General features: G+C 68.4%; 15 protein-coding genes. 2 read left to right on the forward strand and 13 right to left on the reverse strand.

Translation table 11 applies throughout. The annotated features are described in order from the left end of the window. Window positions 1-226: 226 nt before the first annotated feature. Window positions 227-2,056, forward strand: coding sequence for a YadA family autotransporter adhesin (locus AC3IFE_RS04765; protein WP_489189750.1), 1,830 nt, complete (start codon window positions 227-229; stop codon window positions 2,054-2,056). 333 nt (window positions 2,057-2,389) lie between these two features. On the opposite strand, the gene lipA is transcribed toward AC3IFE_RS04765, so the two are convergent. The 3 genes from lipA to AC3IFE_RS04780 all read right to left on the reverse strand — a co-directional run bounded on the left by lipA (window position 2,390) and on the right by AC3IFE_RS04780 (window position 4,542). After that, window positions 2,390-3,382, reverse strand: a complete 993-nt coding sequence (lipA, locus tag AC3IFE_RS04770) for a lipoyl synthase (RefSeq protein WP_006477693.1) — start codon at window positions 3,380-3,382, stop codon at window positions 2,390-2,392. Continuing rightward, window positions 3,375-4,130, reverse strand: a complete 756-nt coding sequence (gene lipB / locus AC3IFE_RS04775; RefSeq protein ID WP_301739921.1) for a lipoyl(octanoyl) transferase LipB — start codon at window positions 4,128-4,130, stop codon at window positions 3,375-3,377. The genes lipA and lipB overlap by 8 nt, the downstream gene beginning before the upstream one ends. An 85-nt stretch (window positions 4,131-4,215) precedes the next feature. Beyond that, a complete protein-coding gene (locus tag AC3IFE_RS04780) occupies window positions 4,216-4,542 on the reverse strand; it encodes a DUF2917 domain-containing protein (protein ID WP_089468797.1) in 327 nt (108 codons plus the stop codon). A 102-nt stretch (window positions 4,543-4,644) separates the two neighbouring features. On the opposite strand from AC3IFE_RS04780, the gene AC3IFE_RS04785 reads away from it, so the two are divergent. Then, window positions 4,645-5,634, forward strand: a complete 990-nt coding sequence (locus AC3IFE_RS04785; RefSeq protein WP_089468550.1) for a transcriptional regulator GcvA — start codon at window positions 4,645-4,647, stop codon at window positions 5,632-5,634. Window positions 5,635-5,653: 19 nt separating this feature from the next. Here the strand turns inward: AC3IFE_RS04785 and AC3IFE_RS04790 are convergent, their stop codons facing one another. From AC3IFE_RS04790 to AC3IFE_RS04835, 10 genes are all read right to left on the reverse strand, one after another. Continuing rightward, on the reverse strand, window positions 5,654-5,962 hold the full coding sequence (locus tag AC3IFE_RS04790) for an HP0495 family protein (protein WP_011546305.1): 309 nt from the start codon (window positions 5,960-5,962) through the stop codon (window positions 5,654-5,656). Beyond that, on the reverse strand, window positions 5,962-6,888 hold the full coding sequence (locus AC3IFE_RS04795; RefSeq protein ID WP_489189751.1) for a D-amino acid aminotransferase: 927 nt from the start codon (window positions 6,886-6,888) through the stop codon (window positions 5,962-5,964). The genes AC3IFE_RS04790 and AC3IFE_RS04795 overlap by 1 nt, the downstream gene beginning before the upstream one ends. A 48-nt stretch (window positions 6,889-6,936) precedes the next feature. Then, complete coding sequence (locus tag AC3IFE_RS04800; RefSeq protein WP_089468552.1) at window positions 6,937-8,247, reverse strand: D-alanyl-D-alanine carboxypeptidase family protein; 1,311 nt, start codon at window positions 8,245-8,247, stop codon at window positions 6,937-6,939. Window positions 8,248-8,737: 490 nt separating this feature from the next. Next, a complete protein-coding gene (locus AC3IFE_RS04805) occupies window positions 8,738-9,382 on the reverse strand; it encodes an alpha/beta hydrolase (protein ID WP_489189752.1) in 645 nt (214 codons plus the stop codon). Between the two features lie 13 nt (window positions 9,383-9,395). Continuing rightward, window positions 9,396-9,713: a (2Fe-2S) ferredoxin domain-containing protein gene (locus AC3IFE_RS04810; RefSeq protein ID WP_027785549.1), complete on the reverse strand. Its 318-nt coding sequence runs from the start codon at window positions 9,711-9,713 to the stop codon at window positions 9,396-9,398. Between the two features lie 154 nt (window positions 9,714-9,867). Beyond that, window positions 9,868-11,019 (reverse strand): VanZ family protein, encoded by a 1,152-nt coding sequence (locus AC3IFE_RS04815; protein ID WP_489189753.1) that lies wholly within the window; start codon window positions 11,017-11,019, stop codon window positions 9,868-9,870. Between the two features lie 43 nt (window positions 11,020-11,062). Continuing rightward, a complete protein-coding gene (locus AC3IFE_RS04820) occupies window positions 11,063-11,701 on the reverse strand; it encodes an ABC-type transport auxiliary lipoprotein family protein (protein ID WP_489189754.1) in 639 nt (212 codons plus the stop codon). Between the two features lie 73 nt (window positions 11,702-11,774). Then, a complete protein-coding gene (locus AC3IFE_RS04825) occupies window positions 11,775-12,704 on the reverse strand; it encodes an MlaD family protein (RefSeq protein WP_089468556.1) in 930 nt (309 codons plus the stop codon). A 17-nt stretch (window positions 12,705-12,721) separates the two neighbouring features. Continuing rightward, entirely contained in the window at window positions 12,722-13,621 is a 900-nt protein-coding gene (locus AC3IFE_RS04830) for an ABC transporter ATP-binding protein (RefSeq protein ID WP_489189755.1), read from the reverse strand. Then, window positions 13,618-14,742: an MlaE family ABC transporter permease gene (locus AC3IFE_RS04835; RefSeq protein WP_089468558.1), complete on the reverse strand. Its 1,125-nt coding sequence runs from the start codon at window positions 14,740-14,742 to the stop codon at window positions 13,618-13,620. The genes AC3IFE_RS04830 and AC3IFE_RS04835 overlap by 4 nt, the downstream gene beginning before the upstream one ends. Window positions 14,743-14,826 lie beyond the last annotated feature (84 nt).

Genomic DNA, 14,826 nt, shown 5'->3' on the forward strand with positions numbered 1-14,826 from the left:
CCCGCCATCGCGCAACCGTAGCGTGGCCTATCCACGCTAAATCAATTTCGTACCGGTCTGATCGACGGCGCCCGCGTCCGTCCGTATAGTCGCTCGCTCACGTCGGGGCTACGTGATCGCGGTTTGCCGCTCACGAGCAACAACACCTCGCCCCGCGCCTTTCGACCAAGCCACGTATGCGTCAGCCCGCTGCGTCATACATCGTATCGATCAGGACTGCGATTAAATGTCACGTACCTTCGCCTCACCCTCCCGAACCGCGCGCGTCCGCTCGCATGCGGCACCCAAGCGGCAACCCGCGCCCTCCGTCCGCCTGTCGGCGCTCGCGTTCGCCCTCGTCGCGCTCGCGCCGTGCTACGGCCATGCCGCCGACCTGATCCTGGACAATCTGGTGGTCAACGACGGCACGGGTGGCACGCCCACCGCGTCCGGTGCCGGCTCGATCGCAATCGGAACGGGTGCAAAGGCGAATGGCGAGACCGGCGGGGATTACTCGGCGATCGCGATCGGCGCGAAAGCCGAGGCGAACGGACGCTCGACCATTGCCATCGGCGAAGGGGCGCATGTCCGGGGCGACCGCTCGAGCGCGTTCGGCGTGTCGTCGTCCGTCGTGGGCGACCGCTCAAGCGCATTCGGCTCCTCATCGAGCGTCCAGGCGGTCCGCGGCGTCGCGCTCGGCGCGGATTCGCAGGTCACCGCCAACGGCGCGGTCGCGCTCGGCCAGGGTAGCGTCGCCGACCGCACGAACACCGTATCGATCGGCGATACGGGCAGCGAGCGCCAGCTCGTGAATCTTCGCGCCGGCACCCGCGACACCGACGCAACCAACCTGTCGCAGCTGAAGCCCGTCGTCGCCGCGCTCGGCGGCGATGCGGCCGTCAACGCCGACGGAACCGTGCGCGGCCCGACCTACACGGTCGACGGACAATCGTTCAACAACGTCGGCGGTGCGCTGACCCAACTCGACGGACGCGTCACGACAATCGACGGCCGTGTCACCACCGTCGAAAACAACGTGACGTCGATCCGCAACGACGTCACCGATCTCGGCACGCGGCTCGACAACGGCACGACCGGCCTCGTCCGGCAGGATCCGTCGAATCTCGCGATCTCGATCGGCGCCGACAAGGGCGGCACGTCGGTCAGCGTCGCCGGCACGGACGGCACGCGCACGCTGACCGGCCTGTCGAACGGCACCGGCGACACCGATGCCGTGACGGTCGCGCAGCTCAAGGCGACCGGGCTGATCGATCCGAACGGCAAGGCGCTCGGCGCGATCGTGTACGACGACCTGACGCTGGATCGCGCAACGCTCGGCGGCGTCGGCGGCACCTTGCTCGACAACGTCAAGGCAGGCGCGATCGCGGCGAGCAGCATGCAGGCCGTCAACGGCGGGCAGCTCTTCTCGATGCAGCAGCAATTCGACACGCGGCTGGAATCGCTCGACACACGCATCAAGAACATCGAGCGGGTCGACCCGACTCCCCGGCCGCCGAGCGACGAGCACGGCAACCAGTTGGCGCAGCTGGGCGACGGCTCCGGTGCGACCGGCTCGAACTCGATGGCGCTCGGCCAGGACTCGACCGCATCCGGTAACGGCAGTCTCGCGATCGGCAACAACGCGACCGCGTCGGGGCAGAATTCGCTTGCACTCGGCAACAATTCGGTCGCCGATCGCGACAACACGGTGTCCGTCGGCGCGCCGGGGCAGGAGCGGCAGATCACCAACGTGGCGGCCGGCACCGCGCCGACCGATGCCGTGAACGTGCAGCAACTGAACGACCGCATCGGCAGCGTGCGATCCGACATGGATCACTATCGACGCGATGCAAGCGGCGGGATCGCGTCGGCGGTCGCGATCGCGAACCTGCCGCAGGCGTCGCTGGCGGGTGAAAGCATGGTCGCGGTCGCCGGCGGCACCTACAGCGGGCAATCGGCCGTCGCGTTCGGCCTGTCGACCGCCACCCGCAACGGGCGCTGGGTGATCAAGGCGTCCGGGTCGACCAATACTCGCGGCACGGTCGCGGTGGGCGCCGGCGCTGGCTATCGCTTTTAACTCGCCACGGCGACACCCTTCGCGTTAGACCGTTAAACGACAGGGGCCGAGGTTCGATCGATACGAACCCGGCCCCCTTGCTTTCTCGATACGGGCGCCAGCCCGCGTCCGTGCAGCCCGTACGGCCTACCCCCGCTCCTTCCCCGGCACGACCCGCCGCTCGACCCACCGCATTGCCAGATCGAACAGCCACGCGATCGCGATCCCGGGAACGCTGACGAAATTGTGCTGCGCTAGAAGCCGATGCTTCGCTGCGTCACGATAGCGAGCCAAAGAAATGCATAAAAAAACCCGCGAAGCGGGTCTTTTTATGCGCGGAGCGTCAGCGAGCAATCAAACCACCCCTGCCCCGTGCGCCTGCAGGTCGGCGTGATAGCTCGAGCGCACCATCGCGCCGACGGCCGCGTGCGTGAAGCCCATTTTGTACGCCTCTTCCTCGTACATCTTGAACGTATCCGGATGTACGTACGCCCGCACCGGCAGGTGGTGCTCGGACGGCTGCAGGTACTGGCCGATCGTCAGCATGTCGACGTCGTGCGCGCGCAGGTCGCGCATCACCTGCAGGATTTCCTCTTCGGTCTCGCCGAGGCCGACCATCAGGCCCGACTTCGTCGCGACGTCCGGATGCAGCGCCTTGAAGTCCTTCAAGAGCTTCAGCGAGTGCGCGTAGTCCGAACCCGGGCGTGCTTCCTTGTACAGGCGCGGCACCGTTTCGAGGTTATGGTTCATCACGTCGGGCGGCGCGGCGTTCAGGATCGAGATCGCACGGTCGAGACGGCCGCGGAAGTCCGGCGTCAGGATCTCGATGCGCGTGTCCGGCGACTGCGCACGCGTTTCGCGGATGCACTCGACGAAGTGAGCGGCGCCGCCGTCGCGCAGGTCGTCGCGGTCGACGCTCGTGATCACCACGTACTTGAGCTTGAGCGCGGCGATCGTGCGCGCGAGGTTCTTCGGTTCATCGGCGTCGAGCGGATCGGGACGGCCGTGGCCGACGTCGCAGAACGGGCAGCGGCGCGTGCACTTGTCGCCCATGATCATGAACGTCGCGGTGCCCTTGCCGAAGCATTCGCCGATGTTCGGGCAGCTCGCTTCCTCGCACACGGTGTGCAGGTTGTGCTCGCGCAGGATCGTCTTGATCTCGTTGAAACGCGAACTGCCGGTGGCCGCCTTCACGCGGATCCACTCGGGCTTCTTCAGCTTTTCGATCGGAATGACCTTGATCGGGATGCGTGCCGTCTTCGCCTGCGCCTTCTGCTTGGCGGTCGGATCGTAGGCCGGGGTCGCGGCCGTATCGGCCGGTGCGGGAGAAGCGGTAACGTCAGTCATTCGATTGTTCCAGTGCGTGCGGCTTGTCGGCGGCCGCGGATGCGCCGTCGAGGTTGGCGATCAGACGGCTCACCAGCGTGTGGGCGACGTCGTTCCAGTCGGCGGCAACCTCGAGGCTCGCCATGTCGACGGTTTCGAGTCCGGCATAGCCGCACGGGTTGATCGCGAGAAACGGGCGCAGATCCATCTTCACGTTCAGGCTCAGCCCGTGATAACTGCAGCCGTTGCGGATCTTCAGGCCGAGGGCCGCGATTTTCGCGCCTTCGTGCACGCCGGATGCCACGTAGATACCGGGCGCGCCCGCCTTGCGGACCGAAGCGAGATTATACGCCGCGAGGGTTTCGATCACGGCCGCCTCGATCTTCGTCACGAGCGTGCGCACCATCAGCTTGCGCCGGCGCAGGTCCAGCAACAGGTAGACGACGATCTGGCCGGGGCCGTGATAGGTGATCTGTCCGCCGCGGTCGACCTTCACGAGCGGCACGCCGCTGTCGGCCACCAGCAGGTGCGCCGGGTCGCCGGCCTGGCCGAGCGTATAGACGGGCGGATGCTCGACCACCCAGATCTCGTCGCCGGTATCGGCCGTGCGCGTGTCGGTGAATGCGCGCATCGCGTCGAAGCTCGCCTCGTACGCCTCGCGGCCCCGCCACCGCACGGTGACCGGCTGGGCCGGCTGATCCGGGACTCCGGCGGGCGATGCGGAAACAGCGACAGGCGTGGACACGATGGAAACCGGCGAAACGGACATGGGCGGTAGTTTACCGAAAACCCGTGGGTCTCGCCGGCCTTGGATGGGGGGACGGATCGCCGATATCCGTCGGATGAAACGATGGTCAGACGGTGCGCCAGCCGTCGTGCAGCAGCGCGCTCACGCGTTCGCGCAGCCGGGACAGCCCGCCGAGCGCGACTTCCCGCGGCGGCCGCGACACCGAGAACGCGACGCGTGCGCCCTCGCGACCTTCCGCGCTGAGCCACAGCCGCTCGCCGCGGCGCAGCTTCAGCGTCTCGCCGTCGGCCAGGAAGTAGTCGTCGACGTCGTTGCTGCGCGTCGCCCACACCGGCCCGCACTGGACGACCAGCCGCGTGCTGCGTTGCACCTTCATCGGCACGGTCTCGCCCGCGGGAATTTCGAAGGTGATGCTTGAAGAGATTTCTTGCATGATCGACTCCGCCAATAAGTGCTTCGATGACTACAATCCTAGTCACTTGAAGGTGTCCGACCAAACGACCAATTTTCACGTCGATGTGAGGAAAATTAGCAAATGGACCTCCGCCAGCTGCCGCCGCTGAACGCGATTCGCGCGTTCGAAGCCGCCGCCCGCCACGAGAACTTCTCGCGCGCCGCCGACGAGCTGTTCGTCACGCACGGCGCGGTCAGCCACCAGGTGCGCGCGCTCGAGGAAGAGCTCGGCGTGCAGCTGTTCACGCGCAACGGCAAGCGGCTGTGCCTGACCGACGCCGGCATGCGCTACGCGCAGCAGATCCGCACCGCGCTGATGGCGATCGCCGACGCGACACGCGACGTGCGCGCGAGCGACCGCGACCGGCGGCTGGTGGTCTCGATGCTGTCGTCGTTCGCCGCGCGCTTCATCACGCCGCGCATCGGCACGTTCATCGAGCGCCACCCTGAAATCGACGTCGAGCTGCAGTCGACCAACTCGCTCACCGACTTCGCGCGCGACGACGTCGATCTCGCGATCCGCTTCGGCTTCGGCAGCTATCCGGGGCTGCACGTGGAGCCGCTGTTCGAGGAGGTGTTCTTTCCGGCGTGCGCGCCGACGCTGAACGGCGGCAAGCTGCCGCAGACGCCCGCCGATCTCGCGCACTACCCGCTGCTGCGCTCGGACGACGAGCTGTGGCGGCCGTGGTTCGACGCGGCCGGGCTCGATACGCTGACCGAGCCGAAACGGGGGATTCTGTACCAGGATTCGTCGAACCTGCTGCTGGCCGCGATCGAAGGCCAGGGCATCGCGCTGGTGCGCCGCTCGCTCGCGGTGCACGACCTGCTCGACGGGCGCATCGTGCGCCTGTTCGACATCGACGGGCCAAGCCCGTGGCACTACTTTTTCGTGTGTCCGCCGCCGCTCTTGAACACGCCGCGCGTGCAGGCGTTCAGGACCTGGCTGTTCGAGGAAGTCGCCGAATACAAGCGGCTGTGCGACGAGCTGGACGCGCGGCGCGCGGCGGGGAAATGCCCCGCCGAGTGCGCGCTGGAGGGAGGATGGAAAGGGATCAGCGGCCGTTTGCGCTGACCCCGCGCCGAATGGGCGCTTAAAGAACGACCTTGACCATCGGATGGCCGGTCAGCGCGCGGTAGATGTTGTCGAGCTGTTCCTGGCTCGTCGCGCGCACGGTGATCGTGAGGCCCGTGTAATTGCCGCCGCTCGATGCGCGCTCCTCGATTTTCTCGACGTCGATCTCGTTGTCGTGAACGGCGACGACCTTGAAGATCGTGTCCTTGAATTCGGGGTGCGCCTTGCCCATGATCTTGATCGGGAAATCGCACGGAAACTCCAGCAGCGACTCCTTCCGGGTCTCGATCGCGCCGGTGACCTCGACGGTTTTGGTCGGTTCGCTCATCATTTTCTCCGGGTTAGGTCAAACTCTTCAAACTCGCGTGCCTTCGCACGCTGGTACGCGTCATACAGCGCCGCGAACACCGGGCCCGGCTTGCCGCCCTGCACGGGCAGATCGTCGAGCGACGTAACAGGCAGGATTTCCTTGGTGGCCGACGTCAGCATGATCTCGTCGGCCGAGCGCAGCTCGACCTCGCTGATCTCGCGCGCGACGAACCGGATTCCGCACTCTTCGGCCAGTTGCTCGACCAGCGCGTAGCGGATCCCTTCGAGGATCTTGTTGCTGCGCGGCGGCGCGAACAGCTCGCCGTTCTTCACGATCCACACGTTCGACGACGAGCCTTCGGTCACGTTGTCGTCGCGCAGCTGGATCGTCTCGAACGCGTCGCGTTCGGCCGCATGCTGCGCCATCAACACGTTGCCGAGCAGCGAGATCGACTTGATGTCGCAATGCAGCCAGCGGCGATCCTCGGCCGTCACGCAGCGCACGCCCTTCGCGCGCTCCGCTTCCGACGGCAGCCGCAGCGGGCTCGTCATCGCGAACACCGTCGGCACCGCGTTCGCCGGGAACGCGTGGCCGCGCTTCGCGACGCCGCGCGTCACCTGCAGGTAGACGAGCGCGTTGCCGTCGCCGAGGCCCTCGGCGTTCGCCGCGACCACCCGCTCGATCAGCGCGCGCCAGCCGGCCGCGTCGTGCGGATCGTCGATGCCGATCTTCTTCAGGCTGCGCGCGAGCCGCTCCAGATGCTGTTCGATCCGGAACGGCACGTGCGCGCCGTCGTGCGCATAGACGGGGACGACTTCATACACGCCGTCGCCGAAGATGAACCCGCGGTCGAGCACCGGCACACGGGCTTCGGACAGCGGTACCAGTTCCTCCTGCGCCGAGACGCTGAGGTAGACGATCGATTCGAATTCGGCTTGGCTCATGGCTGTGACAGATGGGGATGAAGTCGTGAAAACAAAGGCTCGTCGTGCTTACTTCTTCTTGCTGAACATCAGCAGGATCGAGTCCCAGATACGTCCGAAGATACCCGCTTCCGGCACCGCCTGCAGCGCGACGACCGGGAATTCGGACAGCGTCTTGCCATCGGCGACGATCTTCACGGTGCCGACCTGCTGGCCTTGCGCGAGCGGCGCGATCAGCGGCGCGTTGACGTCGACCTCGGTCTTGACCTTGTCGCCGAGACCGCGCGGCACGGTCGCCCACTGGTCGGCCGTCACGCCGACCTGCACGGTGTTGTCCTTGCCCTTGTAGACGCGCGGCGTCGAGATCGCCTGGCCGCCCTTGAACAGGCGCACCGAATCGAACGCGCTGTAGCCGTAGTTCAGCATCTTCATGCTGTCCTGCGTACGGTCGCCTTCCTTCGGCTCGCCCATCATCACCGACACCAGGCGGCGCTGGCCGTCGACGCCCGGGATCGCGCGCTTCGCCGATGCGATCAGGCAGTAACCGGCCGCCTGCGTGTGGCCCGTCTTCAGGCCGTCGACGGTCGGATCCAGCCACAGCAGCCGGTTGCGGTTGCCCTGGCGGATGTTGTTGTACTTGAATTCCTTCTCCGAGAAGATGCCGTAGTACTGCGGAAAATCGCGGATCAGGTGGGCCGACAGCTTCGCGAGGTCGCCGGCCGTCGTGTAGTGGTTCGGGTCGGGCATGCCGTTCACGTCGGCGAAGTGCGTGCCCTTCATGCCGAGGCGCGCCGCCTCGTCGTTCATCAGCGTGACGAACTGCCCTTCGCTGCCGCCGACCAGTTCGGCCAGCGCGATCGCGGCGTCGTTGCCCGACTGGATGATCATCCCGTACACGAGGTCGTGCACGGACACCGGCTTGTTCGCCTCGATGAACATGCGCGACTCGTCGCGGCCGACGCGGCGCACCGCGTCGCTCGGCGTGACGATCTGCTCCATCGAGATCTTCTTCTTGTCGAGCGCCTCGAACACGAGGTAGGCCGTCATCAGCTTCGTCAGCGACGCCGGCTCGACGCGTTCGTCCGCATTGCCCGATGCGAGCACCGTGTTGCTGGTCGCGTCGACGAGCACCCACGAGCGTGCGTTCACGCCCGGCGGCGGCACCGCGCCCGGCATGTAGGTCGCGGGCGCGCCGGTGGACTGCTCGGCGGCCGGCGCCGCATGCGCGGCCTTGGCCTTGGCGGCCGGCTTCGCCTCGGCGACGACGATCGTCGATGCGAGCGCGACGGGCAGCATCACGCCGAGCGCGACGTTGCGCGCGGCCGTGCTGAAGGCGATGGAGGAAGCGAGGGACTTGAGGCCTTGGGAAGACAGACGCATGATCGATTCAGGCTGATGGCAGAAAGTGCGGTGCGAAACGCGCAGGGTTGAACGGCAAGGCGGCGGGCATCTCGGGCACTCGCCCGACACCGTCGGGCGACGCGAAACGCGCCGGTTGGACTCGTGCGGGCGCGTTCGGTTCGCGGCCGTCGCGAGCGGGCGGACAGGCGGCGAAACGAGCGCCGCATGGGCCCAGCCGGGCCGCGGGCAACGCGAAAGCGGCCATTATACGTGGCCGCGCACGGCGCTTTTGCGAACCCGGCCGCGAACGCCCGACTACCCGTTGCGAGAGCATGGCACGGGAATGCGGCGGGCGCGCGTGCTCGAAGCCGCGTGAAAGGCGGCCGCAGGCGGCGTGCAAGCCGGGTTGCGCCGCCGGCGGCAGGCGGCGCGATGTCGCATGAAGCTTCGGGAAGGGTCGCGCATCGTCCGGCCGGGCGCCGGTGCGCGGTACGGGCCGCCGGCGCTTACGCCGGCGCCCGCAAGCAGGCTAACGCCACGCGTCGACGATGATGCGCTTCAGCACGTGCAGCTTGCGATGGAGGAAATGCTCGGCGCCGGGGATCACGACGACCGGCAGCTCCTGCGGCCGCGCCCAGTCGTACACCGACGCGATCGGCACCGTGTCGTCGGTTTCGCCGTGGATCACGAGCGTGTTCTCGGGCACGTCGGCCACCTGCCAGCGGCTCGCGGCCGTGCCGACGAACACCATCCGCTCGATCGTCTCGCCCGCGTCGCGCAGGCGCTTCGCGACGTGCGACAGCACGAAGGTGCCGAACGAGAAGCCCGCGAGCACGAGCGGCAGGTCCGCGTACGCGGGCTGCGCGCGCATGTGCGCGAGCACCGCGAGCAGGTCGTCGGCCTCGCCCGTGCCGTTGTCGTGCACGCCTTCGGTCGCGCCGACCCCACGGAAGTTCGACCGGTAGACGACGTAGTTCAGTTGCACGAGCGTGCGCGCGAGGGTCTGCGCGACCTTGTTGTCCATCGTGCCGCCGAACAGCGGGTGCGGATGCGCGACAAGCGCGATGCCGCGCGGCACGGCGCCGCCTTCGCGCACGGCGTCGGGCAGGTCGACCGCGATTTCGATCTGGCCGATCGGGCCCGCAATCAGCGATTTCTGCGTATGAACGTTCATTCGGCCGGCCCGCTCAGATCTTCAGGCGGTCGACGACCTTGCCGTCGCGCAGGTGCGATTCGACGATCTCGTCGATGTCGGCCTGGTCGACGTACGTGTACCACGTGCCTTCCGGATACACGACCATCACCGGCCCTTCCTCGCAGCGGTCGAGGCAGCCGGCCTTGTTGATGCGAACCTTGCCGGGCCCCGCGAGACCGAGTTCCTTCACGCGCTTTTTCGCGTATTCCTGCATGGTCTGCGCATTGCATTGCGCGCAGCTCGGGCGCTCGGCGCCCGGATCGCGCTGGTTCAGGCAGAAGAAGACGTGGTGCTGGTAGTAGGAATCCATGATGGTGACGAGCGGGCCGGCACGAGGCCGTGCGCAAAGAGGGGCGATGGATTGCCGCTGCACGAACGGGCAACGGAGGATGCGGACGATTATAGCGAGCGGCGCACGCGGCTGCCCGCGCCACGGCCGCCGCCGTGCGGCCCGGGCTGCCGTGTCAGCGGCGCAGCACGGCCGGCAGCCACGCGTGCTCGACCCGCTGGCCGAGCCAGATCAGCGCCGCGTAGGGCCAGATCCATGCGAGCCAGCGCGCGATGCTGTTGAAGTGCACGTAGCGGCCCTGCCGCCACCCCGACAGCGTGAAGTCGAAGAACGGGTTGACCGGCAGCAGGTTCACGAGCGCGACGCCGGCCAGCAGCGCGAGCGCGGCGAGCAGCGCGCGCCACGTCGCCGGCACGCGCAACGCGACGAGCGCCGCCGCGAAACCGAGCTCGATGCCGAGCCGCGCGCCGGGCGTCGCCCACACGACGACGAGGCCGGTGGCCGACTGCATGAACGTCGCGGCCGCCTTCAGCACGAGCGTGGCGACCACCAGCGCGATCAGCAGCCGGATGCGCGGCGCACGCGGGCGCATCGCGAGCGACGCGATCGCCAGCGCGGCGAACAGCATCAGCCCGCCGAGCACCGCTTCCCACGCGGAATCGGACAGCCAGCCGTCGACCCGCTCGGGCCATTCGCTGACGTGCCACGCGGCCGGCAGCCAGGCGAGCAGCGCGTCCTGCATCGACGCGTCGGCGCGCTCCCACAGCGCGGCCGGCCAGTCGCCGATGCCGAACAGGAACGGCGACGGAAACACGATCGCGAACGGCCACAGCGCGGCGAGCAGCAGCGGCGTCGAACCGTCGGCCTCCAGCCACGCGAAACGCAGCCGGCGCAGCGCGCCGCGGTCCAGCAGCGCGCCGGTGGCCGGCGCGGCCAGCGCCGCGCCCAGCAGCGCGCCGAGCGCATTGGCGCCGAGGTCGAGATTCGACGCGACGCGCGTCGGCAGGTAGGTCTGCAGCGCTTCCATCGTCCCCGACAGCAGCACGCCGAGCCCGCCCGCGATCAGCGTCGCGGCCACACCGCGCCAGCGCGGGTGCAGCGCGAGCACGCCGAGCGCGCCGAACGGCAGATAACCGAGCACGTTCGTGACCACGTCGAACACGGTCACGTAGCGCTGCATCGGCGCGAACAGGTAATCGAACGGGCCGATGCCGAGCGACACCCAGCCTTCGAACGGATACAGCGACGCATAGACGATCAGCGCCGCATAGGCGGCAAACGCCTGCCGTGCGAGCGGCGACGCGCGATGCGTGCCCGGCACGTTCATCGCGGATGCAATCGCGGATGCAATCGCGGCTGCACGTCGGGCGTCACGGCGTGCCCGCGTACGCCTGCACGCCGACCCACGCGGCGATCTGCGACACGAGTTCGTCGCTGGCCGCCGCGAGCGCACGCGCGCCGCCGGCCGCGTCGGGCGAGCTCGACGGCGCGCGCGCGACGAACGTACGCTGGCCGAGCACCTTGCCGTCCTGCATCAGCGTCGCGCGCGCGGTCACCGCGCCGTGGCTTTGCGACTGCCCGTCGAAGACCTGTTCGAATTCGCTCAGGTCGACCTTGAGCGTCGGCGCACGCACGCCGTCGGCGCCTTCGAGCACCGTCCCGCGCGACGACAGCGCGCCGCGCAGCCGCTGCGTGAGCAACTGCGCGGGCGGCGCGGTCCAGCGGCTGTCGCGATAGACGGCCACGTGCTGCGCATCGGCGTACGCGAGGCGGTACGCGAACTTGTCGGAATCGAGCGCGTCGGGCGCGGCGACGTCGAGCACCTTCAGCGCGGGCCCCGAACCGGCGGTCGTCACCGACGATGCGGGCCCGAGGTCGTAGCGGATGTTCGACAGCACCGCGTCGTTGCCGGCGCAGCCGGCCGCGAGTGCGAGCGTCAGTACGGCCAGCGCGGCCGCGGCCGGGCGCAGCGCGCGGTCAAGAATTCGTGGCATGGCGTGTTCCTGCATGAGATTTGCGGTTTCGATGAGCGTCAGTGCCCGGCCGTTTCCGGCCGGACGGTCGACAGGCGGCCTCCGGGCGTCACTTCCCGGCCGTCGCGCCCGGCCAGACGAAGCCCGCTTCGCCGGGCCCCGGCGCCGCGCCGGGCGAACCGAACAACAGACTGCGCGGGTTGCGGCCAAGTTCACCGGCGACGTCCTTCAATTGCCGCGACGCGTCGCCGACGCTGTCCGCCAGCGCATTGAAGCGCGGCAGCGTGTCGTACTGCACGCGCGCGTTGAGGCCGTTCAGCGCGACGCCGACCTGCTCGGCGGCCGTGCCGGCCTTGTTCAGGTTCGACACGAGCGGCCCGTTCGGCTGCAACAGCGAATTCGCCGACGCCATCGCGCGGTTCACCTCGTGCATCGTTTCCGGCAGCGCGGTGACGGCCGGGCCGAGCTGCTTCGTCAGCGTCGCGGCGCCGTCGGCCGCGTGCTGCAGGCTTTCGGCGGTCGCGCGCAACTGCTCGCGCATCTCGGGCGACATCAGCGCGTTCGCGCTCTTCGCGGCCAGTTCGAGCTGCCGCAGCAGCACGTCGCCGCGCTCCTGGATCTGGTCGAACAGGCTCGGCCGCATCGGGATCTGCGCGATCGACTTCGCGGACGACGGCAGCGGCGCCAGATCGCGCCCCGTATCCTCGAGCTGCACGAACGCGATGCCGGTCACGCCCTGGAAGCCGAGGCTGCCGTAGGTCGACTGCGTGATCGGCGCGTCGTGATCGACGAGGATGCGGATCCGGATCTGGCCCGGATGCGTGCGATCGAAGCCGATCGACTGCACCTTGCCGACGTCGAGGCCGCGAAAGCGCACGGCCGCGTCCGGGAACAGCCCCGTCACGTTGGTGCGCGCGAGCAGGTCGTACGGCACGCGCACGGTGCGGTCGACGTTGAACCAGAACACGGTGCCCGCGATCGCGAGCGTCAGCGCGATCGTGAACAGGCCGGCCCAGAACGCATGTGATTTGTTTTCCATTCGCGGGTTCCTTGCTTCTACAGCTCGACGCTCGACAGCGCCGGTTCGAGGGCCGCCTTCGGCAGCTTCGCGCGCCGCTCGGGCGGCAGCGCCTGCAATGCGCGGCGCCCGCGCAGCCCCAGGAAATATTCGTGGATGAACGGATGGTCGACGTTCGCGGCCTCCTCGACCGGCGCGGCGACCAGCACCTTGCGGTCGGCCAGCACCGCGACGCGCGTCGACAGCGCAACCATCGTGTCGAGGTCGTGCGTCACCATCACGACGGTCAGCCCGAGCGTGCGATGCAGCGTCGCGATCAGCTCGACGAATTCGTCGGACGCCTGCGGATCCAGGCCGGCCGTCGGCTCGTCGAGGAACAGCAGCTCGGGCTCCAGCGCGATCGCGCGCGCGATGCCGACCCGCTTCACCATCCCGCCCGACAGCGCGGCCGGCATCTTCGACGCGTGCTTGCAGGGCAGCCCGACCATCTCGAGCTTCAGCATCACGATGTCGTGCAGCAGGTCGGGCGGCACGCGGCCGAGTTCGCGCAGCGGCTGCGCGACGTTGTCGAACACCGTCATCGACGAGAACAGCGCGCCCTGCTGGAACAGCATCCCCGAACGCGTGCGCATCATCCGCGCGCTCGCGTCGTCGATCGTCGCCGTATCCTCGCCGAACACCTTGATCGTGCCCGACGTCGGCCGTTCGAGGCCGAGGATCTGGCGCACGAGCGTCGTCTTGCCGGAACCCGACCCGCCGACGATCGACACGATCTCGCCGCGCCGCACGTCGAAGTCGAGTTTCTGGTGAACGATGTTGCGCCCGTAGCGCTTGGTCAGGTTGCGCACCTCGATCACGAGGTCGCCGGCATCGGCGGCCGCGTCCGGCCCGGCGCCGATCGCCGCGGCATGCGCGGTCGGTTCGTTCGATGCGTTCATCCGAGCCCCACGTTCTGGAACAGGATCGCGAACACCGCGTCGGCGAGGATCACGACCGTGATCGACGACACGACCGACGTGGTCGTGCCTTCGCCGAGGCTCTGCGAGTTCGCCTTGATGCGGAAGCCGAAATGGCACGCGACCAGCGCGATCAGCATGCCGAACACGACGCCCTTGCCGACCCCGATGTACAGGTTCGCGATCGGCACGACGCCCGGCAGCGAGCGCACGAAATAGTTGATGTCGATGCCGAGCACCAGCTTCGCGGCGAGCGCGCCGCCCGTCAGCGCGATGATGTTGGTCCACATCACGAGCAGCGGCATCGCGACGCCGAGCGCGAGCACGCGCGGCAGGATCAGCCGCAGCCCGTGCGGGATGCCCATCACGCGCATCGCGTCGAGCTCCTCGGTCACGCGCATCACGCCGATCTGCGCGGTGATCGCCGAGCCCGAGCGGCCCGCGACGAGGATCGCCGACAGCACGGGGCCGAGCTCGCGGATCACCGACAGCCCGAGAATGTTCACGATGTAGCGGTTCGCGCCGAACATCTGCAACTGCTGCGCGGACAGGTAGCTGAGCACGATGCCGATCAGGAACGCGACGAGCGCGGTGATCGGCAGCGCCTGCGCGCCGGCGCTGTAGATGTTCGCCGAGGTTTCCTTCCACGGCATCGTCCGCGGGCGGCGCAGCACCGACAGCGCATCGAGGACCACGCGGCCGAACATCGCGATGCCGCCCTGCAGGTGTTCGCCGAACGTGAAGATCGCCAGGCCGAGCCGCGTGACGGGATCGAACCGCACGATGCGCTCGGGCGCCTCGCGCTGGCTGTCGAGCCGTTCGATGCGCTCGAAGATCGTGCGCTGCGTGGCGCTCAGCGCGACGCCGGCCGGCAGCTTGCGCCCCCACACGCGCCACAGCGCCTGGCCACCGACGTGGTCGAGGCGCTCGATGCCGGACAGATCCCATTCGCTCACGCGCCCGTTGGCGATGCTCGCGATGCGGCGCGCCACGGCGCCGCGGTTGCGCGCGAGCGAGAGCGCAGTCCACTGGCCGGTCAGGCGCACCGTCTGGCCCTGGCCGCCGGCATCGACCGACAGGCCGGGAGGAGTCTCGAAGTCCAAGGGCGGGTTGTTTGCAAAAGGATGACAGCGGCCATTGTAGCGAACCGCCCGATGCCGCGACGCGAGGATTTCGGCGGGTTGCGC

It is taken from the genome of Burkholderia sp. APQ4-4ca, from assembly GCF_057837105.1.